The 25,020-nt window shown below is 67.9% G+C and carries 20 protein-coding genes; 8 read left to right on the top strand and 12 right to left on the bottom strand.

The window, feature by feature from the left end; all coding sequences use genetic code 11:
* Window positions 1-110: 110 nt before the first annotated feature.
* Both QZV84_RS01670 and QZV84_RS01665 read left to right on the top strand, forming a co-directional pair.
* Window positions 111-1,106 (top strand): COX15/CtaA family protein, encoded by a 996-nt coding sequence (locus tag QZV84_RS01670; RefSeq protein ID WP_292824367.1) that lies wholly within the window; start codon window positions 111-113, stop codon window positions 1,104-1,106.
* 109 nt (window positions 1,107-1,215) lie between these two features.
* Window positions 1,216-1,602, top strand: coding sequence for a dinucleotide-utilizing enzyme (locus tag QZV84_RS01665; protein ID WP_292824365.1), 387 nt, complete (start codon window positions 1,216-1,218; stop codon window positions 1,600-1,602).
* Window positions 1,603-1,620: 18 nt separating this feature from the next.
* Here the strand turns inward: QZV84_RS01665 and QZV84_RS01660 are convergent, their stop codons facing one another.
* On the bottom strand, window positions 1,621-2,541 hold the full coding sequence (locus QZV84_RS01660; protein ID WP_292824362.1) for a heme o synthase: 921 nt from the start codon (window positions 2,539-2,541) through the stop codon (window positions 1,621-1,623).
* 352 nt (window positions 2,542-2,893) lie between these two features.
* On the opposite strand from QZV84_RS01660, the gene tkt reads away from it, so the two are divergent.
* The 6 genes from tkt to pgl are packed head-to-tail and all read left to right on the top strand — an operon-like array spanning window position 2,894 to window position 11,039.
* Window positions 2,894-4,993: a transketolase gene (tkt, locus tag QZV84_RS01655; protein WP_292824359.1), complete on the top strand. Its 2,100-nt coding sequence runs from the start codon at window positions 2,894-2,896 to the stop codon at window positions 4,991-4,993.
* The gene (gene tal, locus QZV84_RS01650; protein WP_292824356.1) at window positions 4,990-6,102 is read left to right on the top strand and encodes a transaldolase; all 1,113 of its coding nucleotides are present in this window, start codon (window positions 4,990-4,992) and stop codon (window positions 6,100-6,102) included. Before tkt ends, tal begins: the two co-directional genes overlap by 4 nt.
* Complete coding sequence (locus QZV84_RS01645) at window positions 6,099-7,739, top strand: glucose-6-phosphate isomerase (RefSeq protein ID WP_292824353.1); 1,641 nt, start codon at window positions 6,099-6,101, stop codon at window positions 7,737-7,739. The genes tal and QZV84_RS01645 overlap by 4 nt, the downstream gene beginning before the upstream one ends.
* 27 nt (window positions 7,740-7,766) lie before the next feature.
* On the top strand, window positions 7,767-9,317 hold the full coding sequence (gene zwf, locus QZV84_RS01640; protein WP_292824350.1) for a glucose-6-phosphate dehydrogenase: 1,551 nt from the start codon (window positions 7,767-7,769) through the stop codon (window positions 9,315-9,317).
* A complete protein-coding gene (locus QZV84_RS01635) occupies window positions 9,314-10,264 on the top strand; it encodes a glucose-6-phosphate dehydrogenase assembly protein OpcA (protein WP_292824496.1) in 951 nt (316 codons plus the stop codon). Before zwf ends, QZV84_RS01635 begins: the two co-directional genes overlap by 4 nt.
* Window positions 10,257-11,039 (top strand): 6-phosphogluconolactonase, encoded by a 783-nt coding sequence (gene pgl, locus QZV84_RS01630; RefSeq protein ID WP_292824347.1) that lies wholly within the window; start codon window positions 10,257-10,259, stop codon window positions 11,037-11,039. Before QZV84_RS01635 ends, pgl begins: the two co-directional genes overlap by 8 nt.
* Window positions 11,040-11,060: 21 nt before the next feature.
* Here the strand turns inward: pgl and QZV84_RS01625 are convergent, their stop codons facing one another.
* The 11 genes from QZV84_RS01625 to QZV84_RS01575 form a co-directional block, all read right to left on the bottom strand.
* Window positions 11,061-11,417 (bottom strand): RNA polymerase-binding protein RbpA, encoded by a 357-nt coding sequence (locus tag QZV84_RS01625; RefSeq protein ID WP_292824344.1) that lies wholly within the window; start codon window positions 11,415-11,417, stop codon window positions 11,061-11,063.
* The gene (gene secG, locus QZV84_RS01620) at window positions 11,417-11,665 is read right to left on the bottom strand and encodes a preprotein translocase subunit SecG (RefSeq protein ID WP_292824341.1); all 249 of its coding nucleotides are present in this window, start codon (window positions 11,663-11,665) and stop codon (window positions 11,417-11,419) included. Before secG ends, QZV84_RS01625 begins: the two co-directional genes overlap by 1 nt.
* A 59-nt stretch (window positions 11,666-11,724) precedes the next feature.
* Window positions 11,725-12,513, bottom strand: coding sequence for a triose-phosphate isomerase (tpiA, locus tag QZV84_RS01615; RefSeq protein WP_292824338.1), 789 nt, complete (start codon window positions 12,511-12,513; stop codon window positions 11,725-11,727).
* Entirely contained in the window at window positions 12,504-13,718 is a 1,215-nt protein-coding gene (locus tag QZV84_RS01610; RefSeq protein WP_292824335.1) for a phosphoglycerate kinase, read from the bottom strand. Before QZV84_RS01610 ends, tpiA begins: the two co-directional genes overlap by 10 nt.
* Window positions 13,719-13,742: 24 nt before the next feature.
* The gene (gene gap / locus QZV84_RS01605; RefSeq protein WP_292824332.1) at window positions 13,743-14,753 is read right to left on the bottom strand and encodes a type I glyceraldehyde-3-phosphate dehydrogenase; all 1,011 of its coding nucleotides are present in this window, start codon (window positions 14,751-14,753) and stop codon (window positions 13,743-13,745) included.
* 108 nt (window positions 14,754-14,861) lie between these two features.
* Window positions 14,862-15,488, bottom strand: a complete 627-nt coding sequence (locus QZV84_RS01600; RefSeq protein WP_292824329.1) for a superoxide dismutase — start codon at window positions 15,486-15,488, stop codon at window positions 14,862-14,864.
* A gap of 150 nt (window positions 15,489-15,638) precedes the next feature.
* Window positions 15,639-16,616, bottom strand: a complete 978-nt coding sequence (whiA, locus tag QZV84_RS01595; protein WP_292824326.1) for a DNA-binding protein WhiA — start codon at window positions 16,614-16,616, stop codon at window positions 15,639-15,641.
* Between the two features lie 136 nt (window positions 16,617-16,752).
* Window positions 16,753-17,658, bottom strand: a complete 906-nt coding sequence (gene rapZ / locus QZV84_RS01590; RefSeq protein ID WP_292824324.1) for an RNase adapter RapZ — start codon at window positions 17,656-17,658, stop codon at window positions 16,753-16,755.
* The gene (gene uvrC / locus QZV84_RS01585) at window positions 17,645-19,609 is read right to left on the bottom strand and encodes an excinuclease ABC subunit UvrC (RefSeq protein ID WP_292824321.1); all 1,965 of its coding nucleotides are present in this window, start codon (window positions 19,607-19,609) and stop codon (window positions 17,645-17,647) included. The genes rapZ and uvrC overlap by 14 nt, the downstream gene beginning before the upstream one ends.
* Before the next feature lie 7 nt (window positions 19,610-19,616).
* Window positions 19,617-22,514: an excinuclease ABC subunit UvrA gene (uvrA, locus tag QZV84_RS01580; protein WP_292824318.1), complete on the bottom strand. Its 2,898-nt coding sequence runs from the start codon at window positions 22,512-22,514 to the stop codon at window positions 19,617-19,619.
* Window positions 22,515-22,651: 137 nt separating this feature from the next.
* Complete coding sequence (locus QZV84_RS01575; protein WP_292824315.1) at window positions 22,652-25,006, bottom strand: 5'-nucleotidase C-terminal domain-containing protein; 2,355 nt, start codon at window positions 25,004-25,006, stop codon at window positions 22,652-22,654.
* Between the last annotated feature and the right edge of the window lie 14 nt (window positions 25,007-25,020).

Genomic DNA, 25,020 nt, shown 5'->3' with positions numbered 1-25,020 from the left:
GCGACGCGCCCGCATCCGACCCTTTGATTCTACAGGGTTCCGCCGCCCGAACGGATGGCCGGACCCCGCTCGCGCTCTGCGCGGAGCGCATTCCCAGGAGGCATGGCCCGATGGCCGCGGACCCCACCACCACTTCGGCAAGAGGACTGTTCGGCAGATTCTGGGCATGGCTGCCCGTGCAGGTGGACCGGCGGGTCATCGTCGCCGCCTGGGCGACTCTGGTCGTTCAGATCGGAATCGTCGGCACCGGCGGGCTGGTGCGTCTCACGGGCTCGGGACTCGGCTGCCCCACCTGGCCGCGGTGCACCGAGGACTCCCTCGTACCGACGCCCGAGATGGGCATCCACGGGATCATCGAGTTCGGCAACCGCACGCTGACCTTCGTCCTGGTCGTGGTCGCGATCCTGATGTTCCTGTTCGTGGTGCGGATGCGCCGAGAGCGTCGCGACCTGTTCTGGCTCGCGCTCCTGATCGGCCTGTACGTGCCGCTGCAGGCGGTCATCGGCGGAATCACCGTGCTGACCAACCTCAACCCCTACGTCGTGGGGCTGCACTATTTCGCCTCCGTCGCTCTCGTGGCCCTTTCCGCGGTGCTCGTGGCGAGGGTGTACGCGGCTCCGGGCCCTCGCACTCTCGCTGTGCCTCGATGGTTCGTGATCGTGACGCACGTGACCAGCGCACTGGTGCTCGTCACGGTGATCGTCGGCATCCTGGTGACCGGCTCCGGCCCGCACGCCGGCGACGGCGGCGCAGCCCGCAATGGGCTGAATCCCGAGCTCATGCAGCACGTCCACTCCTGGCCGGCCTATGCGCTGGTCGCCGCCACGCTCGTGCTGGTGGTCGGCGCGCGGCGCACTCCCCCGACGCTGCGCCTGCGGCTGTGGACCGGCCTGTTGCTCGCGGTCGAGATCGCCCAGATCGTCGTCGGCCTGTGGCAGGCACGCGCGGGGCTGCCGATCGCGCTGGTGAACATCCACATGGTGCTCGCGGTGCTGCTGGTGGCCGCGATGACCGCCGTCGTGATGCACCTGAAGGCACCTGCAGGCGTTGTCCAGGAACCCTCCGCGTACGCTGGATCGGTCGAGCCCACGTCGGCGCGCACCTGAGCGCGACGCATAGCCGACTCATCGGATTCGCATACGCGCTGCTCGGGAGACCGAGCGATGCTGGCGGATGCCATCCTGAACCGACAAACCCCCATCGAGGAGCACACCCATGACCGTTCGCCCGAGCCTTGTCCGCAGCATCCCGTTCTGGATCCTTCTCGTCGGGTCCGTCGCCACCAGCGCCTTCGGTGCGTGGCTGGCCGTCAACACGCTCGGCACGATGTCGGTGGCCCTGACCGCAGGCACCGCCACCCCGGTCGATGTCTACGTCGGCCAGGTCTGGGCGATCGTCGGCGGCATCCTGATCGCGACCGGCATCGTCGGACTGGCGCTGGCCCTCGTGCTCGCCGGGCTGCGCTCGTTCGTGCCCTCGACTGAAGTGCCCGCGACCGACGTCGAGATCATCGAGGCGATGGAGTGGACCGCCGATGACGAGGGTCCCGCCGCCGGTCACGAGCAGCCGGTCGTCGACACCGCGGCCGCTCCTCAGCGGTAACCCTGTTCGCCGGCGTCGTCAGAACGGCAGCAGCGGGTCGATCGCGATCGCGACGAACAGGAGCGTCAGGTACGTGATCGACGCGTGGAAGACACGCATCGGCCGCGGCTCCGTGCCGCGTACAGCGCGCGTGTACAGACGGTGCGACTCGTAGATGAACCAGCCGCCGAACACGAGCGCCGAGACCGAGTAGACCAGACCCATGTTCGCAACGGGGATGAGCAGCAACGAGCACGCGACCGTCGCCCACGCGTAGAGGATGACCTGCAGACCCACCTGCGAGCCCGAGCGGGTCGAACCGAGCATCGGCACGTCGACCTCGTCGTACTGGTCCTTGTACTTCATCGACAGCGGCCAGTAGTGCGGCGGCGTCCAGAGGAACACGAGGACGAACAGGATCATCGGTGTCCACGCCAGGGAGCCGGTCACCGCCGACCACCCGATCAGCACCGGGAAGCATCCGGCGATCCCGCCCCACACGATGTTCTGCTCGGTGCGGCGCTTGAGGATCATCGTGTAGATCACGACGTAGAAGAAGATCGCACCCGCCGACAGGACGGCGGCGAGCCAGTTGGTCGTCAGCCAGAGCCAGACGGTGGATGCCGCAGCCAGCGTCCACGCGAACGTCAGCGCGCCGCGCGGTGAAACCTCCCCGGTCACGAGCGGGCGGTTCTCGGTGCGCTGCATGTGCGCGTCGATGTCGCGATCGAGATACATGTTGAACGCGGCGGCGGATCCGGCGCTCATCGAACCGCCGAGCACCGTGGCCAGCACGAGCCAGATGTTCGGGAAGCCGCCCTGGGCAAGGATCATCACCGGCACGGTCGTCACGAGCAGCAGCTCGAGCACGCGCGGCTTGGTGAGCGCGACGTATGCGCGGATCGTTCGGCCCAGAGAGTGCGGTCGCGTTGCGCGGGCGGATGCTGCGCCCGCTGTCATCGTGGTATCCATCGCTCCCCGTCTGAACCTTCTCGACCGCCTGAAACTACCTCCCGAGTCTATGGCATCCGCACGGCGCCCCTTCGGTCGCGAGGGGTCTCCCAATCGCGCACGGCGCGCTGTGAGCACACCGACACCGCCGCGACACGACGCCGATACGAGCCGGTCGGATGCGCCTGGCAGACTGCCTTCCCAGGACGTCTCGCATAGTCATCGCGGAAATCTCGTAGTCATCGCGGAAATCCCGCTTCGGTATGATTGGGACAACACGCGCGCCCTGCGCCGGCTGCTCCCCCCGATCTACGATGCGGTCTGCTGAGTCGGGTGCACTCCCTCTGAGAAAGGCGGCCCGGTGTCGGAACTGCGTTGGGATGAAATCGATCGGCACGCAGTGGATACCGCTCGCGTGCTGGCAGCTGACGCGGTCGAGAAGGTCGGCAACGGTCACCCGGGTACCGCGATGAGCCTTGCCCCGGCAGCGTACCTGCTCTACCAGCGGGTCCTGAACCACGACCCGGGCGATGTGCACTGGCCCGGACGCGACCGGTTCATCCTGTCCGCCGGTCACTCGTCGCTCACCCAGTACGTGCAGCTGTACCTCGGCGGCTTCGGACTCGAGCTCGACGATCTGCGGGCTTTGCGCACGTGGGGCTCCAAGACCCCCGGCCACCCCGAATACGCTCACACCGACGGCGTCGAGATCACCACCGGCCCGCTCGGCCAGGGCCTCGCCTCCTCGGTCGGATTCGCGTACGCCGCCCGCTACGAGCGCGGCCTGTTCGACCCCGAGACCCCGGCCGGCCAGTCGCCGTTCGACCACTTCGTCTACGTGATGGCCAGCGACGGCGACCTTCAGGAGGGCGTGACCTCGGAGGCGTCGAGCCTCGCAGGACATCAGGCCCTGGGCAACCTGATCGCGATCTACGACTCCAATCAGATCTCGATCGAGGACGACACGAACGTCGCGTTCACCGAAGACGTCGCCATGCGCTATGACGCCTACGGCTGGCAGGTGCAGACGGTGGACTGGAAGAAGACGGGCGAGTACGTCGAGGACGCCGCGGAGTTGTATGCCGCCATCGAGGCCGCCAAGGGCGAGACCTCCAAGCCGTCGCTGATCATCCTGAAGACGATCATCGGCTGGCCCTCCCCGGGAAAGCAGAACACCGGCAAGATCCACGGCTCCGCTCTCGGCTCCGACGAGCTGGCCGCGACGAAGAAGGTGCTCGGATTCGACCCCGAGCAGAGCTTCGTCGTCGATGAGGATGTCCTCGCACGCACGCGCAGCCTCGGCGAGCGCGGTGCTGCCGCTCACGCCGCCTGGCAGGAGCAGTTCGACGCGTGGGCAGCCGCGAACCCCGAGCGCAAAGCGCTGTGGGACCGCGTGCAGGCTCGCGAGCTGCCGGCGGACATCGCCGACGCGCTGCCGGTCTTCGCGCCCGGCAAGGACGTCTCGACCCGCGCGGCATCCGGCACGGTCATCAATGCGCTGGCCGCCGAGCTGCCCGAGCTGTGGGGCGGATCAGCCGACCTCGCCGAGTCGAACCTCACGACGATCAAGAGCGCGAAGTCCTTCATCCCCGAGCAGTGGTCCACCCACGAGTGGTCCGGCGACCCGTACGGCCGGGTGCTGCATTTCGGCATCCGCGAGCACGCAATGGGCGCGATCATCAACGGCATCGTCCTGCACGGTCCGACCCGGCCGTTCGGTGGCACGTTCCTGATCTTCAGCGACTACATGCGCCCGGCGGTACGTCTCGCGGCGCTCATGAACATCCCCTCGATCTTCGTCTGGACGCACGACTCCGTCGCCCTCGGCGAAGACGGCCCCACCCATCAGCCGATCGAGCAGATCGCAACCCTGCGGGCCATCCCGAATTTCTCAGTCGTGCGTCCCGGCGACGCGGCCGAGACCGCCGTGGTGTGGCTCGAGATGCTCCGCCGTCACGCCGGCCCCGCCGGCATCGCCCTGACCCGCCAGAACATCCCGGTGTTCGATCGGGGTGACGGCGCGGCGTCGGGTGAGACGTTCGCTTCCGCCCACCTCGCGGTCAAAGGGGCGTACGTGCTCGCCGAGGCGCCCAACGGCGCCCCCGATGTGATCCTGATCGCGACCGGCTCCGAAGTGCAGCTCGCCGTCGCGGCGCGCGAGACCCTCGCCGCCGAAGGCGTGAACGCCCGCGTGGTCTCCGCGCCGTCGCTCGAGTGGTTCGACGAGCAGGATGCCGCCTACCGCGAGTCCGTGCTGCCGAAAGCGGTCACCGCGCGCGTGTCGGTCGAGGCCGGCATCGCTCTGCCGTGGCGACACATCGTCGGCGACCGGGGCCGCAGCGTCTCGATCGAGCACTTCGGCGCGTCGGCCGACTACAAGACCCTGTTCGAGAAGTTCGGCGTCACCGCCGAAGCCGTCGTCGGAGCGGCACGCGAGTCTCTGAAGGAGAGCAACGCATGAGCACCCCCACCGCCCGCCTCGTCGACGAGGGGGTCAGCATCTGGCTGGACGACCTCTCGCGCTCACGGATCATCACGGGCAACCTGGCCGATCTGATCGTCACGCGCAACGTCAGCGGCGTGACCACGAACCCGACGATCTTCGCCGGCGCGATCGGATCCGGCTCGGACGCCTATGCAGGACAGATCCACGAGCTCGCCGGTCACGCTGCGAGCGCCGACGAGGCGATCTTCGCGATCACGACCGACGACGTGCGCGCCGCCGCTGACGTCTTGCGGCCCGTCTACGACGCCACCGAGGGCCTCGACGGCCGCGTATCGATCGAGGTCTCCCCCGACCTCGCCCACGACACCGATGAGACCATCGCGCAGGCCAAGGAGCTGTGGGCAACGGTCGACCGCCCGGGCACGCTCATCAAGATCCCGGCCACCAAGGCCGGGCTGCCCGCGATCACCGAGGTCATCGGCTCGGGCATCTCGGTCAACGTCACCCTGATCTTCAGCCTCGAGCGCTACGCCGAGGTCATCGACGCCTATCTCGCCGGCATCGAGCAGGCCCGCTCCGCCGGGCGCGATCTGTCGCAGATCCACTCGGTCGCGTCGTTCTTCGTGTCGCGCGTCGACACCGAGGTCGACAGGCGCATCGCCGCGATCGGCACCGAGGACGCGGCCGCACTGAAGGGTCTCGCGGGCATCGCCAACGCGCGCCTCGCTTATGAGCTGTTCGAGAAGCAGTTCGCCACAGACCGGGCGAAGGCGCTGACGGATGCCGGCGCACACGTGCAGCGGCCGCTGTGGGCGTCGACCGGAGTGAAGGACCCGGCCCTGCCGGACACCCTGTACGTGACCGAGCTCGTCGCGCCGGGAACCGTGAACACGATGCCCGAAAAGACGCTCGAGGCGACCTTCGACCACGGTGTGATCGCGGGCGACACCGTCACCGGCGCGTACGCGGGCGCGCATGAGGTGTTCGACAGGCTCGCCGCCCTGGGAGTGGACATCACCGACGTCACCCAGGTGCTCGAGGACGAGGGCGTCGAGAAGTTCATCGCGTCGTGGCACGAGCTGCAGGAGACCGTCGCTTCAGCCCTGAAGGCTGCACAGCAATGACGTTCGACATCCACCTGACCGGGCACGTCAAGGCCCTCGTCCACGAGACCCTGCCCGGCCTGATCGCCGATCTCGTCGCATCGGGCATCACCGCGGGTGACTCCTCGCTGTGGGGCCCCGACGCCGAGGCCGAGGCATCCCAGCGTCTCGGCTGGGTGCAGGCGGTCTCAGTGTCCGAGCCGCTCGTACCCGAGATCGAGGCGCTGCGCGCCGAGCTCGTCGCCAAGGGCATCACAAGGGTCGTGCTCGCCGGCATGGGCGGTTCGTCGCTCGCCCCCGAGGTGATCGCGCAGACCTCCGGCGTGCCGCTCGTGATCCTCGACTCCACTGCCCCCAGCCAGGTGCTCGCCGCGATCGACGGCGACACAGAGGCCGGCGGACTGGAGCAGACAGTCCTGGTCGTCTCGTCCAAGTCCGGTTCGACGGTCGAGACCGATTCCGCCAAGCGCGTCTTCGAAGCGGCGTTCCGCGACCTCGGCATCGATCCGCTCGAACGGATCGTCGTTGTCACCGACCCGGGCTCGCCGCTCGACCAGTCGGCACGCGCGGACGGCTATCGCGTCTTCAACGCGGATCCGACCGTCGGCGGCCGCTATTCGGCCCTCACCGCGTTCGGCCTCGTACCCACCGGACTCGCCGGAGTCGACATCGCGGAGCTGCTCGAAGAGGCCGAGGCGACGCTCCTGGAGGTCGCGATCGACAGCACCGACAACCCCGCCCTCGTCCTTGCCGCCGCAATCGCCGGCGGCACCGGAACCGATTCTGCGCTCGCTCGGCGGGACAAGCTCGGCCTGGTCTCCGATGGGACTCACCTCATCGGACTTCCCGACTGGATCGAGCAGCTCGTCGCCGAATCCACCGGGAAGAAGGGCACCGGCATCCTGCCCGTGGTGCTCCTGCCCGTCTCGCCCGAGGTCGACAGCACGCCGGCCGACATGCAGATCGTGCGGTTCGTCGACGAGGCGAACGCGTTCCACTTCCGCGAGCACCACGAGGGCGAGGTCCTCGTCAGCGGCTCCCTCGGTGCGCAGCTCGTCGTGTGGGAGTATGCGACCGCGATCGCCGGACGGATGCTGGGCATCAACCCCTTCGATCAGCCCGACGTCGAATCCGCCAAGATCGCCGCACGCGGACTGCTCGACGCGCGTCCCGCGCCGACCACCCCGGCGTTCGCGCTGGACGGCGTGGAGGTGCGTGTCTCGGATCCTGCGCTCGCGGCATCAGGGACCGTCGCCGGCGTGCTGGACGCCCTGTGGGCCCAGCTTCCGGAGGACGGCTACGTGTCGATCCAGGCATACGTCGACAGGCAGCGCCTGTCGCAGCTGCAGGGCCTGCGTGAACTCGTCGCTGCGGATTCGGGTCGTCCCACCACCTTCGGTTGGGGACCCCGGTTTCTGCACTCGACCGGGCAGTTCCACAAGGGCGGCCCGGCCGTCGGCGTCTTCCTGCAGATCCTCGAGCAGACCGACGTCGACCTCGAGATCCCGGGCCGTCCGTTCACTTTCGGTGAGCTCATCGCCGCGCAGGCCGCGGGTGACGCGAGCGTGCTCGCCGACGAGCATGGACGCCCCGTGGTCACCCTGACCCTCACCGATCCCCAGGCCGAGGTGCTCACGCTCTTCGAAGCCGCTCAATAGGAGTCCACCCATGCTGGTGAACCCCTGATGAGCGTTGAGATCTCGCGCGGGCACAACCCGCTGCGCGACGCCGAAGACCACCGCCTCAACCGCATCGCCGGCCCGAGCGCGCTCGTGATCTTCGGCGTGACCGGTGACCTCTCCCGCAAGAAGCTCATGCCGGCCGTGTACGACCTGGCCAACCGCGGGCTGCTGCCGCCGGGCTTCGCGCTCGTCGGGTTCGCCCGGCGCGACTGGGAGGACCAGGACTTCGCGGAGGTCGTCAAGGACGCGGTGAAGGATCACGCCCGCACCGAGTTCCGTGAGGCGACGTGGCTGCAGCTGCTTCAGGGCATCCGCTTCGTCTCGGGTGAGTTCGACGACCCCGGCGCGTTCACCCGCCTGCGCGAGACGATCGACAAGCTCGACCTCGAGCGCGGCACGATGGGCAACCACGCGTTCTACCTGTCGATCCCACCGAAGGACTTCCCGCTGGTCGCGGACCAGCTCAAGGCGTCGGGACTCGTGGACGACACCGCAGATCAGCCCGAGCGGTGGCGGCGCGTCGTCATCGAGAAGCCGTTCGGCCACGACCTCGCCTCGGCGCAGTCGCTCAATGACGCGCTGCGCTCGGCGTTCCCGACCGATTCGATCTTCCGCATCGACCACTACCTCGGCAAGGAGACGGTGCAGAACATCCTGGCGCTGCGCTTCGCCAACGAACTGTACGAACCGATCTGGAATGCGAACTACGTCGACCACGTGCAGATCACGATGGCCGAGGACATCGGCGTCGGCGGCCGTGCCGGCTACTACGACGGCATCGGCGCCGCGCGCGATGTCATCCAGAACCACCTTCTGCAGCTGATGGCGCTCACCGCGATGGAGGAGCCGATCTCGTTCGACGCGAAGAACCTGCGGGCAGAGAAGGAGAAAGTCCTCGCGGCCGTCACCTTGCCGAAAGATCTGGCGCGCTCGACTGCGCGCGGCCAGTACGCCGGCGGCTGGCAGGGCGGTGAGAAGGTCCTCGGGTTCCTCGAAGAGCACGGGATGAACTCCGAATCGACGACCGAGACCTATGCGGCCATCACCCTCGAGGTGAACACCCGCCGCTGGGCCGGGGTGCCCTTCTACCTGCGCACCGGCAAGCGCCTCGGGCGCCGCGTCACCGAGATCGCGGTCGTGTTCAAGCGCGCTCCCGAGCAGCTCTTCTCCCGCAGCCAGACTTCGGGCCAGGGTCAGAACGCCCTCGTGATCCGTGTTCAGCCCGATGAGGGCGTGACGATCCGCTTCGGCTCGAAGGTTCCCGGTGCCGGCGCGCAGGTGCGCGACGTCACCATGGACTTCGGCTACGGCCACGCGTTCACCGAGGCCAGTCCGGAAGCATACGAACGCCTCATCCTCGACGTGCTGCTCGGCGACCCGCCGCTGTTCCCGCGGCACGAGGAGGTCGAGCTATCGTGGAAGATCCTCGACCCGATCGAGCAGTTCTGGAGCGCACAAGGCGGTCCGCTCGAGCAGTATGCACCGGGATCCTGGGGTCCGGACTCAGCGGGCGAGATGCTCACCCGCGATGGTCGAACGTGGAGGCGTCCGTGATCGTCGATCTGCCCGACACCACCGTGAGCAAGATTTCACGAGCGCTGGTGAGCGTGCGCGAAGAGGGCGGGGCGGTGGCTCTGGGCCGCGTCCTGACCCTCATCATCCTGACGCGGGAGGAGGCTCTCGAAGAGGTCATCGAAGCCGCCAACGACGCCTCGCGCGAGCATCCGATGCGCGTCATCGTTCTCATGATCGACGGCGCAGACGCAGATTCGCGGCTCGATGCGCAGATCCGCGTCGGCGGCGACGCCGGCGCGAGCGAGGTCATCACACTCCGCGCGTTCGGTGAGGCCGGCAGCTCGAACCTCGAGAGCCTGGTCACCGGTCTGCTCCTGCCCGACGCTCCGGTCGTGGTCTGGTGGCCGAACAAGACGCCCGAGAACCCGGCGACGACCTCGATCGGAAGGATCGCCCAGCGGCGCATCACGGATGCCGCCACCAAGCCCGATCCCTCGGCGTGGGTGGCCGATCTCGGCAAGAACCACGCGCCGGGCGACACCGACCTGGCCTGGACCCGCCTGACCCACTGGCGCGAGCAGCTCGCGGCCGTGCTCGACCAGCCGCCGTACGATGCCGTGACCGGCGTCGAGGTGCGCGGGGCCGCCAGTTCGCCGTCCACCGCACTGCTGGCCGCGTGGCTGCGCCTCATGCTGGATGTCCCCGTCGACTGGCGCTACCTGCCCGAGGACGAGTGGACGCACGGCGTCAAGTCGGTGCGGCTGACCCGCGCTGACGGAGAGGTCCTGCTTGCCCGCTCGTCACCGGCGATCGCCTGTCTCACCCAGCCCGGCCAGCCCGAACACGACCTGGCACTGCCCCGCCGCTCGTTGCGCGAATGCCTCGCCGAGGAGCTTCGTCGCCTCGATCCCGACGTGCTGTATGGTCGAGTGATCACTGAGGGCTGGGAGCTCTTGGAGTCGGCGACGCGGGAGACGCATGGCTGAATTCACCATCGAGAAGCGTGTCGTGATCAGCGATGATCCCGCCGCTCTCGCTGAGTCCGTCGCCGCGCGATTCGTGAATCGCCTGGCCAAGCTCGGGGCCGACGGAGCTCTGGTGCATGTCTCGCTCACCGGCGGGTCCATGGGCTCGGCGGTCCTCGCTGCCGCCGCGCGGCACCCGCGGCGCGACCGTGTCGACTGGCCGCGTGTGCACTTCTGGTGGAGCGATGAGCGCTTCGTCGCCCGTGGCGATGACGACCGCAACGAGAAGCAGGCCCGCGAGGCGCTGCTGGACGCCGTCGACATCCCGACCGCCAACGTCCATACGATGGCCGCCAGCGACGAGGGAATCGACCTGGATGCCGCCGCCGATCTCTACGCCGCCGAACTGGCGCGCTTCCCGCAGGATGACGGCACGCCGTGGCCGTCTTTCGACATCTGCTTCCTGGGGGTCGGACCGGACGGCCACATCGCGTCGCTGTTCCCTGACCGCCCCGAGATCATGATCACCGACCGGGTGGCCGTCGCGGTCCGCGACTCCCCCAAGCCGCCGCCGGAGCGCGTCACGCTCACGAGGCCGGTCATCAACGGGTCCCGTCGCGTCTGGCTCGTGCTCGCCGGCGCCGACAAGGCCGCCGCTCTGGGCCTCGCGCTCGCGGGCGCCAGCTACGCCAGTGTTCCAGCCGCGGGCGCGAAGGGCCGCCGTCGCACGATCTTCTTCGTCGACGAGGCAGCGGCCTCTCAGGTGCCGCCCGAACTCATCGACCAGGAATACTGACCGGACCCGACCTCAAGGCGCTCAGTCCTGGCCGCGCCGCGCCCGCAGCTGCTTGAGCGCGTCGTCGAGCAGCTGCTCGGCCTCTTCCTCGGTGCGCCGTTCCTTCACGTACGCGAGGTGGGTCTTGTACGGCTCGGTCTTGGCAAGCTCCGGCGGGTTCTCCTTGTCGCGCCCGGCGGGAAGTCCGGAATGCGGGGAGTCGATGGTGTCCGGGATCTCCTCTTCGGGGATGCCGGCCGCGAAGTAGCGGACCGTCTCGTTGCCGAGCGCGTCCCAGTACGAGATCGCGATGCGCTCCGCGTGGAAGCCGTGATCCTGCTCGCCCATCGGGCCCGCGCCGACGCGCGTGCCCCGGATCGCATTTCCGCCGGTCGCCATCAGACGGCCTGGAACTTCGTGATCAGGCCAAGGGCGACGATCGACACGAACCACGCGAGCGCGAGGATCACCGTGAAGCGGTTGAGATTGCGCTCCGCCAGGCCCGACGAGCCGAGGGCTGAGGTCATACCGCCGCCGAACATGTCGGACAGGCCGCCGCCGCGTCCCTTGTGGAGCAGGATGAGGAGGGTCAGCAGCAGGCTGGTGATACCGAGGAGCACCTGTAGGACGAACTCGAGGATCTGCACAGATCTAAGCCTTTCACCGCACCCCTGTCGGGCGCACGGTTCTCCAGTATAAGCGCGGGTCAGACGCCGACGTGCTTCTGGAATCTGATGATCGCCGCGAACTCGTCGACGACCAGGCTCGCGCCGCCGACCAGTGCGCCGTCGACATCGGGCTCGCGCATGAAGCTCGCGATGTTGCCGGCCTTCACGGATCCGCCGTACAGCACGCGGGAGCGCTCTGCGGCTTCCTGACCCAGCCTGCCGGCGATGACCTCACGCAGCTTGGCGCACACTTCCTGCGCCTGATCGGGTGTCGCGGCCTGTCCGGAGCCGATCGCCCAGACCGGCTCGTACGCCACGACGATGTCCGCGTCCGCGGAAACGCCTTCGAGGGCGACTTCGAGCTGCCCGACGGGGACGGCGCTCGCGCCGAACTTCTCGAGGTCCTCCGAGGTCTCGCCCACGCAGATGACCGGTACGAGCCCGTGACGGAGGGCCGCCTGCACCTTCGCAGCGACGATTTCGTCGGTCTCGGCGTGATACTCGCGCCGCTCGGAATGCCCGACGATCACGTACGCGCAGTTGAGCCGCTTCAGGAATGCGCCGGAGATCTCCCCGGTGTACGCACCGGAGTCCTTCGTCGACAGATCCTGCGCGCCGAGGGCGAACGGGATCTTGTCGGCGTCCAGAAGCGTCTGAACGGTGCGCAGGTCGGTGAACGGCGGGAAGAGCCCGACCTCAACCGTTCCGTCGAGGTGCTTGGCCTCCTTCAGCGCCCAGTGCAGCTTCTGCACGAAAGCGATCGCCTGTTGATGGTCGAGGTTCATCTTCCAGTTGCCCGCGATGAACGGGACTCTCGCTACTGCCATCCGAGGACCTCCAGTCCGGGGAGCTTCTTACCCTCGAGGAACTCCAGGCTTGCTCCGCCGCCCGTCGAGATGTGTCCGAACCGGTCGTCCTGGAAGCCGAGCTGACGCACCGCGGCCGCGGAGTCTCCGCCGCCGACGACACTGAGACCGTCGACCTCAGTGAGCGCCTGCGCGACCGCCTTGGTGCCGGAAGCAAACGGCGCAAGCTCGAACACGCCCATCGGGCCGTTCCAGAACACGGTCCTGCTGCCGCGGATGACCTCGGCGAACCGGGCAGCCGTGTCGGGTCCGATGTCCAGTCCCAGGCCCGAGGCGCCGTACGGCGTGTCTTCGATCGCGTCGGCAGCCGTCACGACATAGTCGGCGTCGGCGCCGAACTTCGACGCCACGACCACGTCGGTGGGCAGGACGATCTCCACACCCGACTCCTCGGCGGTCTTGAGGTACTGCGTCACGGTGTCGAGCTGGTCGGCCTCGAGCAGGCTTGCGCCCACATCGTGACCCTGCGCGGCGAGGAAGGTGAACAGCATCCCTCCCCCGACGAGCAGCCGGTCCACCCGCGGCAGCAGGTGCGAGATGACGCCGAGCTTGTCGCTGACCTTCGAGCCGCCCAGCACGACCGTGTACGGGCGCTTCGGGTTCTCGGTGAGGCGGTCGAGCACGTCGAGCTCCGCGGCGATCAGCAGGCCGGCGGCGGACGGCAGAATCTCGGCGAGATCGTAGACGCTGGCCTGCTTGCGGTGAACGACACCGAATCCGTCCGACACCAGCACGTCGCCCAGGTCGGCGAGCTCCTCCGCGAAGGCGCGACGATCCGCGTCGTCCTTCGCGGTCTCGCCGGGGTTGAAACGCAGGTTCTCGATGACCGCGACATCCCCGTCCTCGAGCGCGGCGACGGCGTCGTGAGCGGACTCCCCCACCGTGTCGTCGGCGAACGCGACGGGCTTTCCGAGCAGCTCGGACAGCCGCCGGGCGACCGGGCCGAGGCTGTACTTCGCATCAGGAGCCCCATCGGGGCGCCCGAGGTGAGAGCACACGACGAGGCGAGCGCCCTGATGGATGAGCGCGTTGAGGGTGGGAAGCGACGCCCGCACGCGGCCATCGTCCGTGATCACGCCGTCCTTCAGCGGGACGTTGAGATCACAGCGGACGATGACCCGCTTGCCGGCGAGCGAACCCAGCGAGTCGAGGGTGCGCAGAGGCATGGTGAGCGCTTGTTTCTGAACGGCTTAGAGGCGTTCGCCGACGTACTCGGTGAGATCGACCAGGCGGTTCGAGTAGCCCCATTCGTTGTCGTACCAAGCCGAGACCTTGACCAGGTTGCCGCTGACGTTGGTGAGCTCCGAGTCGAAGATCGACGAGTGCGGGTTTCCCTGGATGTCGCTCGAGACGATCGGGTCTTCGGTGTACTCCAGGTAGCCGGCGAGTGCGCCCTCGGCGGCCGCGGTCCGATACACGGCGTTGATCTGGTCGGCGGTCAGGCCCTCGGTCGGCGTGACGATCGTGAGGTCGACGATCGATCCGGTGGGGACCGGCACGCGGTAGGACGAGCCGCTCAGCTTGCCGTTGAGCTCGGGGAGGACGTGGCCGATGGCCTTGGCGGCGCCCGTCGAGGCGGGGACGATGTTGATCGCCGCGCCGCGCGCGCGACGCAGGTCGCTGTGCGGGCCGTCCTGCAGATTCTGGTCGGCCGTGTAGGCGTGCGCGGTCATCATGAAGCCGCGCTCGATGCCGAACGCGTCGTTGAAGACCTTCGCGAGGGGCGCGAGGCAGTTGGTCGTGCAGGACGCGTTCGAGATGATCACGTCGGTCTCGGGGTTGTAGTCGCCCTCGTTGACGCCCATGACGATCGTCACGTCGTCGCCGGTCGCGGGTGCGGAGATGAGCACCTTCTTGGCGCCGCCCGCGATGTGCTTCCTGGCGTCCTCGGCCTTGGTGAAGCGGCCGGTCGACTCGATGACGATGTCGACGCCGAGCTCGCCCCAGGGCAGGTTCGCCGGATCACGCTCTTCGAAGACCTTGATCTTCTTGCCGCCGACGGTGATCGAGTCCTCGTCATAAGTGACCTCTTCGGACAGCGGGCCGCCGACCGAGTCGTACTTGAGCAGGTGGGCGAGTGACTTGTTGTCGGTGAGGTCGTTCACCGCCACGATGTCGATGTCCGCACCCTGCGCGAGCGCCGCGCGGAGGTAATTGCGTCCGATGCGGCCGAAGCCGTTGATTCCGATCTTGACAGCCACGGAAGTTCTCCTGAGATGTGTCGTGCGCGCGGGGGCGCTGATTGCGGTTGCAGACGATGGACAACGGCGTCCCGGTGGGGTTCATCCCCACCGGGACGCCCACACTCGCTATGACAGTACCAGCAGGCCCGAAGTCTTCTCGCGAGCCGCCGCGAGACGCTGCGCGACGTTCTGCCAGTTGGCGATGTTCCACACGGCCTTGACGTAGTCCGCCTTGACGTTCAGGTAGTCGAGGTAGAAGGCGTGCTCCCACATGTCCAGCTGGAACACCGGGACGGTGCCCTGAGCGGTGTTGCTCTGCTGATCGAACAGCTGCTGGATGATGAGCTGCTCGCCGAGCGGATCCCAGCTCAGCACCGCCCAGCCGGATCCCTGGATGCCGGTCGCCGCTGCGGTGAAGTGCGCCTTGAACTTCTCGAAGTCGCCGAAGAACTCGTCGATGGCCGCCTTCAGCTCGCCCTCGGGCGCGCCGCCGCCGTCGGGTGACAGGTTCGTCCAGAAGATCGAGTGGTTGACGTGACCGCCGAGGTTGAACGCGAGATCCTTCTCGAGCTTGTTGACGTTTGCCAGGTTGCCGCTCTCACGCGCCTCTGCGAGCTGGTCCAGAGCGGTGTTGGCACCCGTGACATACGCCTGGTGGTGCTTGTCGTGATGCAACTCCATGATCTTGCCGCTGATGTGCGGCTCCAGAGCCGCGAAGTCGTAGGGGAGGTCGGGCAAGGTGTACTTAGCCATGTTCTCTTCTTCCTGTCGGCGCTAGCCGATACTCCTCGGCTCAGCGAGAATCACGTATCCATCCTAGTAATCGCCAACGCACGGCGCCCGGGGTTGCTTCCCCGCGTGACCTGCAATAACGGGATGCCGCGGCATCCGTCCCGGAATCGATCAGTCCTCGGCGCCGACCGGCACGGCCGCCTCGGTGTCGGGGATGCCGTCGTGCTCGGCCTTCTTGTCGGCCATCGCGAGCAGGCGGCGGATGCGGCCGGCTACGGCGTCCTTCGTGAGCGGCGGGTCGGCGTGGTGGCCGAGTTCGTCCAGGCTCGCATCGCGGTGGGCGAGGCGCAGCTCGCCGGCTTCGCGCAGGTGATCGGGGACCTCGGGACCGAGGATCTCGAGGGCACGCTCCACGCGGGCGCACGCGGCGACGGCGGCCTGTGCCGAACGGCGCAGGTTCGCATCGTCGAAGTTCACGAGGCGATTGACGCCGGCGCGCACCTCGCGACGCTGACGCATCTGTTCCCAGTCGCCCGCTGCGCGTTGCGCGCCCATCTGGGCCAGGGCGGCGCGGATGGCATCGCCTTCGCGGACGACCACCCGGGGAACGCCGCGCACCTCGCGGGCCTTGGCCGGGATGCCGAGCCGGTGTGCTGCACCGACCAGAGCCATCGCCGCCTCGGGCGCGGGGCAGGTGATCTCGAGGGCCGCCGATCGGCCGGGCTCGCTGAGCGTGCCGGCTGCGAGGAACGCGCCTCGCCAGATCGCCGCGAGGTCGCCCCGGGAGCCGGTCGTGAGCTTGTTCGGCAATCCGCGGACGGGTCGCCGGCGCTGATCGAGCAGACCGGTCTGGCGGGCGAGGGTCTCGCCGCCCTCGATCACCCTGACCGCGTAGTGGCTGCCGTTGCGGGCGCCGGACCCCTGGACGTGCACGAGTTCCGGGCGCACGCCGTAGATCTCCATGAGGTCGCGCGCAACGCGGCGGGCGAGGATGTCGGAGTCGAGTTCCGCCTCGACGGCGACTCGGTTGGCGATGGAGTGCAGACCACCGGAGAAACGAAGCAGAGCCGTCAACTCGGCGACGCGAGCGGTGAGGCTCGAATCGCGGACGGCCGTCAGCTCAGCCTTCACATCAGCGGTCAACGACACGAAGCTCCTCGCGTTGTGGGTGCGGGTGGGGAGTGGGAACGAGGGTCAAGCCTACTCGCGGACCGGTTTCTCTCACGACCGCTGCTCATTCACGACCGCTGCTCATTCACGACCGCTGCTCATTCACGACCGCTGCTCATTCACGACCGAGGTCGCGATGCTTCACCCGCACGGCCACCCCGGGCAGCGACGACAGTCGCGTCGCCAGCTCCCGCACCATCACCACCGAGCGATGCTTGCCGCCGGTGCAGCCGACCGCGACGACGGAGTGGCCCTTGTTCTCGCGCTGATAGCCGTCGAGCACCGGCTCGAGAGCGGCCGCGTAGGCGTCCAGGAACTCGGCCGCGCCCTGCTGCGCCAGCACGAACTGCCGGACGGCATCGTCTTCACCGGTGAGCGTTCGCAGCTCATCGTTCCAGAACGGGTTCGGCAGGAACCTCATGTCCGCGACCAGATCGGCGTCCGGCGGAAGCCCGTACTTGAATCCGAAGCTCATGATCGTCACCGTGTGCCGCGCAGCGTCTTCGGCGGAGAACATCTCGATGACCCGCGTCGCGAGCTGGTGGATGTTGAAGGTGGACGTGTCGATCAGGACGTCGGCGCTCTCCCGAACGGCCGCGAGACGCTGCCGTTCGAGATGGATGCCGTCGAGCACGGTGCCCTCGCCCTGCAGCGGGTGCGGCCGGCGCACCGCCTCGAACCGGCGCACGAGCACCTCGTCGGAGGCATCCAGGAACATCACCCGCAGCTGACGGCCGTCGCGAAGCGCGCGGGTGATCTCGGGGAGTTCGACGAACAGATCGCCGCCGCGGACGTCGACGACCACGGCGACGCGCGGGAGCGCTCCGCCGGCGAGCTCGGTCAGCTCGAGGAGCGGGCGCAGCATCTGCGGAGGAAGATTGTCGACGACGTACCAGCCGAGGTCCTCCAGTGCGTCCGCGGCGGTCGAGCGACCTGCGCCGGACATGCCCGTGACGATCAGCACCTCGCCGGTGTCACCGGAGTCGCGATGCGCCGAGGCAGTGTCCTCAGTGTCCGTCATGACCGTCCCTGTCGTCGGACTGAGCATATCCATTCGAGAGGTGGGCATGAATCGCGGCGGCGAGCTTGGGACCGATCCCGGGCAGCTCGCTGATCTCCTCCGGTGTCGCGCGCTTGAGAGCGGCGACGGATCCGAAGTGCCGCAGCAGAGCCCTGATGCGCGCTTCGCCGAGTCCCGGGACCTCGGCGAGCACGCTCTGGATGTCGCGGCGCCGGCGGCGGCGCTGGTGGGTGATCGCGAAGCGGTGGGCCTCGTCGCGCAGTCGCTGAAGCAGGTAGAGCGCCTCGCTCGTGCGCGGGAGGATGACCGGATAGTCCTCCCCCGGCATCCACACCTCTTCGAGCCGCTTCGCGATCCCGCACAGCGCGATCTCCTCATGGCCGGCATCCGCCAGAGCGCGTGCCGCGGCCTCGACCTGCGGCTTGCCACCGTCCACGACGAGCAGCTGCGGGGGGTAGGCGAAGCGCGGCCTCTTGCGCGTTTTCACGACCGTCCCGTCGGCCGGCTCGTGCTCTGCGTCGGTCGGTGAGCCCGTCGAATCGTCTTCGGGCCGGTCGAGATACGCCAGGCGCCGGATGAGCACCTGATACAGCGAGTCGGTGTCGTCGGTCGTCTCGGAAACCCCGAAGTTGCGGTACTGGTCCTTGCGCGGCAGGCCGTCCTCGAACACGACCATCGATGCGACGACGTTCGTGCCGCTCAGGTGCGAGACGTCGTAGCACTCGATGCGAAGCGGTGCTTCGGCGAGCCCCAGGGCTTCCTGCAGGTCGGTGAGCGCCTGCGTGCGCGCGACGTAGTCGCTCGTGCGGCGGGTCTTGTGGATCATCAGCGCCTGCTGCGCGTTCAGCGTCGCCGTCTTGAGCAGCTCGGCCTTGCGCCCACGGCGGGCGACCTGGATCGAGACGAGCTTGCCGCGGCGCTCGCGCAGCCACTCCTCGAGGTCGGCGGCGTCGTCGGGCAGCGAGGGAACGAGTACCTGGCGGGGGATGTCGACGGGCGCGGCATCCCCGTACGCCCGCTGCAGGACCTGGTCCACCAGCTCGCCCCCTGAGATGTCGAGCTCCTTCTCGATCGTCGTCGCCCGCACACCGCGCACGCGCCCGCCGCGGATCACGAACTGCTGCACGGTGGCGTTGAGTTCGTCCTCGGCGATGCCGAACAGGTCGGCGTCGGTGTCGGATGCCAGCACGAGCGCGCTCTTGGACAGCACGGCCTCGATCGAGGCGAGTCGGTCACGGTAGATCGCCGCCGCCTCATAGTCCATCGCGGCCGAGGCCTCGCGCATCCGGGCGTTGAGCTCCTTCGCGAAACGCTGATCGCCGCCGGACATGAACGAGATGAAGTCCTCGACGATCGCGCGGTGCTCCTCGATCGTGACCTTCATCGAGCACGGCCCGCCGCAGCGCCCGATCTGCCCCGGGAAGCACGGCCGCCCGGTGGCCATCGCCTTCTTGTAGCTCGCATCGCTGCAGGTGCGGATCGGGAAGACCCTGATCATCAGGTCGATCGTGTCGTGCACCGCCCACACCTTCGGGTACGGGCCGAAGTACTTCGCTCCGGGGATGCGGCGATTGCGGGTCACGATGACCCGTGGCGCCTCGTCGGCGAGGGTGATCGCCATGAAGGGATAGGACTTGTCGTCCTTGTAGCGCACGTTGAACGGCGGATCGAACTCCTTGATCCACATGTACTCGAGCTGCAGCGAGTCGACATCGCTGGCCACGACCGTCCACTCGACGGATGCCGCGCTGGTGACCATGCGCCGCGTGCGCTCGTGCAGCGTGTGCAGCGGTGCGAAATAGTTGGACAGGCGGGCGCGCAGGTTCTTCGCCTTGCCGACGTACAGCACCCGCCCCGCGGCATCCCGGAAGCGGTACACCCCTGGATTGGTGGGGATCTCCCCTGGCCGCGGCTTGTACGCGACGGTGGGACGCGAGCTGACGGTGACCATCCGGCGGTCAGCCGGCCTTGCGCACCGCGGCCAGGCCGAGCACCTCCGCGAGGAACGCGCCGGTGAAGCTGCCTTCGACCCGGGCTACCTGCTCGGGCGTTCCGGTCGCGACGATCTCGCCACCTCCCGAGCCTCCCTCGGGGCCGAGGTCGATGATCCAGTCGGAGGACTTGATCACGTCGAGGTTGTGCTCGATGACGATGACGGTGTTGCCCTTGTCGACGAGGCCGCCCAGCACCTCGAGGAGCCGGGCGACGTCTTCGAAGTGCAGGCCGGTCGTGGGCTCGTCGAGCACGTAGACGCTGCGGCCGTTGCTGCGACGCTGGAGCTCGGTGGCGAGCTTGACGCGCTGTGCCTCGCCGCCGCTGAGCGTGGTCGCCGACTGCCCGAGTCGGACGTACCCGAGGCCGACATCGACGAGGGTCTTGAGATAGCGGTGGATCGCCTGGATCGGCTCGAAGAACGCCGCTGCCTCCTCGATCGGCATCTCGAGGACTTCGGCGATGTTCTTGCCCTTGTAGTGCACCGAGAGCGTGTCGCGGTTGTAGCGCTTGCCGTGGCACACTTCGCAGTCGACGTAGACGTCGGGCAGGAAGTTCATCTCGATCTTGATCGTGCCGTCGCCCGAGCACGCCTCGCAGCGGCCGCCCTTCACGTTGAAGCTGAACCGGCCGGGCTGGTAACCGCGCGCCTTGGCCTCGGGTGTCTCGCTGAAGAGCGTACGGACACGATCGAACACGCCCGTGTAAGTCGCGGGGTTGGACCGCGGGGTGCGACCGATCGGCGCCTGGTCGACGTGCACGACCTTGTCGAGGTTGTCGAGGCCGGTGACCCGGGTGTGCTTGCCCGCGATGCGGCGCGCGCCGTTGAGCCTCGTGGCCAGCACTTCGTAGAGGATGCCGTTCACCAGCGAGGACTTACCGGACCCGCTCACCCCGGTCACGGCGGTCATCACCCCGAGGGGGAAGTCGACGGTCACGTTGCGGAGGTTGTTCTCGCGCGCGCCGACGACGGTCAGCATCCGCTTCTTGTCGATGCGCCTGCGCTTTGCCGGCGTGGCGATCGACCGTCGGCCTGCCAGATAGTCGCCCGTGATCGACCGGGTTTCGGTGAGCAGTTCGGACAGCGGCCCGGAGTGAACCACGTGGCCGCCGTCGACGCCCGCGCGCGGGCCGATGTCGACGACCCAGTCCGCGGCGTGAATGGTCTCCTCGTCGTGCTCGACCACAATGAGGGTGTTGCCCAGGTCGCGCAGGGTCAGCAGGGTCTCGATCAGGCGCCGGTTGTCGCGCTGGTGCAGGCCGATGGACGGTTCGTCGAGCACATAGAGCACACCCGTCAGGCCCGAGCCGATCTGCGTTGCGAGGCGGATTCGCTGCGCCTCGCCTCCGGAGAGCGATCCGGCAGAGCGGCTCAGGCTGAGATAGTTCAGGCCGACCTGGAGAAGGAAGTTCAGGCGGGCGCGGATCTCCCGAAGCACCTGCGCGGCGATCTTCGCCTCGCGATCGGTCAGCTGCAGCTTCGCGAAATACTCCTGCGCGTCGGCGAGGCTGAGGCGCGAGGCGTCGGCGATCGAGTGACCGTGCACGCGCACGGCGAGCACCTCGGGCTTGAGCCGGTCGCCGTTGCACGCGAGGCACGGCACTTCGCGCAGGTACTCCGACCAGCGCTGCCGCTGTGAATCGGAGTCGGCTTGCACGTACTGGCGCTCAATGTACGGCACGACGCCCTCGAAGCCTGACGAGTACCGCATCTCGCGGCCGTAGCGGTTCTTCCACTTGACGGTGACCTTGTAGTTCTCCCCGCGCAGCACGGCCTCCTGCACGTCCGCGCTCAGGTCGCGCCACGGGGTGTCGAGCGAGAAGTTGAGGTCTGCCGCGAGACCCTCCAGCAGCCGCTCGTAGTACTGGAAGAGACCCTTGCCCTGTGTCGTCCAGGGGATCAGCACGCCCTCGCGGATCGATGCCTCCTCATCGCCGAGCATGAGGTCGACATCCACCGACATGCGGGTGCCCAGACCCGAGCAGGTCGGGCAGGCGCCGAACGGGGCGTTGAACGAGAACGTGCGGGGCTCGATCTCGGTCAGCTGCAGCGGATGGCCGTTCGGGCACGCCAGCTTCTCGGAGAAGGCCTGCCACGCGGCATCCCCCTCTTCATCGACGAAATTGACCTGTACGATGCCACCGGCCAGACCCAGGGCGGTCTCGACGGAGTCGGTGACCCGGCTCAGGATGTCGTCGCTGGCGACGAGACGGTCTACGACCACCGCGATGTCGTGCTTGTAGCTCTTCTTGAGGACCGGCGGTTCGGCGAGCTGGATCAGGTCGCCGTCGACCACGGCGCGGGCATAGCCCTTCGCCGAGAGCTCCTTGAAGAGATCGACGAACTCGCCCTTCTTCTGCGTCACGACCGGCGCAACGATCTGGTACCGGGTCTTATCCGGCAGCTCCATCAGCTGATCGGCGATCTGCTGCACGGTCTGGCGCTGGATGACCTCGCCGCACTCGGGGCAGTGGGGAACCCCGATGCGCGCCCAGAGCAACCGCATGTAGTCGTGGATCTCGGTGATCGTGCCGACCGTCGAGCGCGGGTTGCGGTTGGTTGATCTCTGGTCGATGCTGACCGCCGGGCTGAGCCCTTCGATGAAGTCGACATCGGGACGATCGACCTGGCCGAGGAACTGGCGCGCGTAGGCGCTGAGTGATTCGACGTAGCGACGTTGGCCCTCGGCGAAGATCGTGTCGAACGCGAGACTGGACTTTCCCGAGCCGCTCAGTCCGGTGAACACGACGAGGGAATCGCGCGGAATGTCGAGGTCGACGTTCTTCAGATTGTGGACGCGAGCGCCACGGACACTGAGCTTTCCACTGGTGTTTCCGGGCGCGGCGACAGGGACGATGGGCACTGGTCAATTGTAGGCGCGCCCTCCGACACGGGTCGCGGGGTTCGCCCCGAGCGCACCTTGTGATTGTGCGCGAGACGACCGGTGCCGCGGGGAACGAGTCCCCGCTGCATCCGCCGTTCTTGCGCTTCAGGAGCGCATCAGCGCACGGTGACCTCGATCGGGTCGCTCGTCCACGGTTCCACCGTGCCGTTGCCGACGTAGTGCACGGTCAGCGTGTGCTCACCGACGGAGAGGCCTTCGACGACGAGGCGGACGCGACCGCGATCCCTCGCTGCCAGGGTGTCGGTCGCGACGACGGTTGTGCCGTCGAGGACCTGCACCTCGCCCGTCGGCCACTGTCCGTCCTCAGACGCGACCACGGCCGTGATCTGCACCTTCTGCTTCGCCTTGATCGTGGTCTTGTTCACGCTCGTCGTGCCGGTGGCGGGCGCGCGTTCGAAGACCGGGACCGAGAGCTCGAAGACGGTGCCGGTCGAGGTCGTGACCACGAGCGGAACCATCGTCGCCGTCCCATAAGCCGTGGATCCGGCCGACCCCTCGGGAATCGTCACGACCAGACTCGCCTTGCCGAACTCGTCCGTGAGAGGAACGAGTGTCCGATCGATCGGCGCAGTGCCCACCGTCGTGCCGGCGATCGACACCGTCACGGCGGTCGCAGGCGTCGGGGTGAGAGTGTGATCGAGCGATGACAGGTCCACCTGGACCTCGCTGCCCACCTCGTAGCCCTGCGCGCCCGATGCTGAGAGCTTCACACCGATCGAGCGCTGCGCCAGGTCGGGCGAGGCCTCGCCGTTCGTCGCGAACCAGCTGACCATGGCTTCCAGGTCGACCAGACCCGAATCCGCGCGCTGCGTGCCCTGCGCGAGAGTGAAGAAATTGTCTCCACCGGACGCGAGGAACGAGTTGACCACGACCCGGTACTCCGCCGCCGGATCCACCAGCACGCCGTTGAACTCAAGGTTCGTGATGTGCGAACCCGCAGCCGCCGTGTAGTCGGTGATGTAGGTCAGACCCTTCGACACTCCGAGCTTGAGGAACGGACGTGACGCCGTGGAGGGCTGCCACTGCTCCTCGAGCACCGACTTCACCTGTGCGCCAGTGAGCGTGAGGGTCACCAGCGTGTTCGCGAACGGCTGGACACCGGCGGCTTCCGCGTACGTGACGTTGCCGTCGGGGTCTCCGGCGCCACTGCTCGCGTAGTTCATGTTTGCGCGCAGACCGCCCGGGTTCATGAACGCGATCTCCGTCTCGGGGAACCGCACCTGAGTCTGATCGAGCTGCACATCGGCGACGAAGTTGCCCAGAGTGGACTCGGCGCCACGCGCTTCCTGCGTCGTCGACGGGTCGGTCGCCGTGGGCGTGCGCGGCTGGAGGCCGCGCTGGAAGCTTGCCGTGATATCGCCGACTTTGACGGAGCCCGCGACCTTCGCATAAGCGACCGCCTCGGCGACGAGCGCGACGATGGGCTGCTCCGCCGGGCCGGGCACGTAGTTCGGCACCGGCGCCGGGGCAGGGGTCCCCGCAGGCTGCGTGTACATCGCGTAGGTGGTGTTCACCATCGAGAGGATCTCTTTGGAGTCCGGGTCCACCTGGATCGTCATGTCGCTGAAGCGCTCGCCGTACTGACCGGACGAGATCACTGGCCGATCGTCGATCACCAGGTTGTACGCGAGGTGCGTGTGGCCGGAGACGATCGCATCGACGTCGTCGGAGACACCCGCCACGATCTTTCCGAAAGGCGTCGCGAGGTCGGTCGCGGACTCGACCGTCGGCTGGGTGGCGCCTTCGTGCACCAGGAGGACCAGGACGTCGGCTTCGTCGTTGTCCGCGACGCCGTCGGAAAGCTGTTCGGCGACTGCGTTGACGCTCTCGACCACGGGGTTCACATCGAGGGTCGCGATTCCTGCCGGGCTCACCAGCGCCGGCAGTTCTTCGGTGACCGCGCCGATGAAGCCGATCGTCACGCCGTCGAACGTTTCGGTCCAGTAGGGAGCGAGGGCGTAGTCATTCGTCTGGGTGTCCCACACGTTCGCGGAGATGTACTCCCAGTCAGCCATCCCCTGCACGCGGTCGCGCAGGTCGGTCCAGCCCTTGTCGAACTCGTGGTTGCCTGCCGCGCTCACGTCGAGCCCGGCCTGATTGAGGGTCTGGATCGTGGGTACATCGTCCTGGATGAACGACGTGAACGTCGACGCGCCGATCATGTCGCCGGCCGCGGCGAACACCGTGTTCGGATTCGTGGCGCGCACGCCGTTGACCGCCGCCGCGAGGGCGGCGATGCCGCCCGCGGGCGCGGACGCCTCGATGCGTCCGTGGAAGTCGTTGACGGTCACGAGGTTGATCATGACCGGATCGGCGGCCTGCGCGGCAGGGGCGACGACCGCTCCCGCACCGAGGGCCATGACGGTGGCGGCGGCGGCCAGCGCGAGCCGCCGCCGGGTGGGGTTTGCAGAGCGGTCGGGGTGTGACCGCGTGAATGACCGAGATCGCATGAAGCATCCTCTGT

The sequence above is a fragment of the Microbacterium sp. genome (assembly GCF_011620715.1).
Lineage (GTDB): Bacteria > Actinomycetota > Actinomycetes > Actinomycetales > Microbacteriaceae > Microbacterium.
The sequence above is the reverse complement of the archived record's forward strand: the minus strand, read 5'-3'. Positions and strand labels throughout refer to the sequence as shown.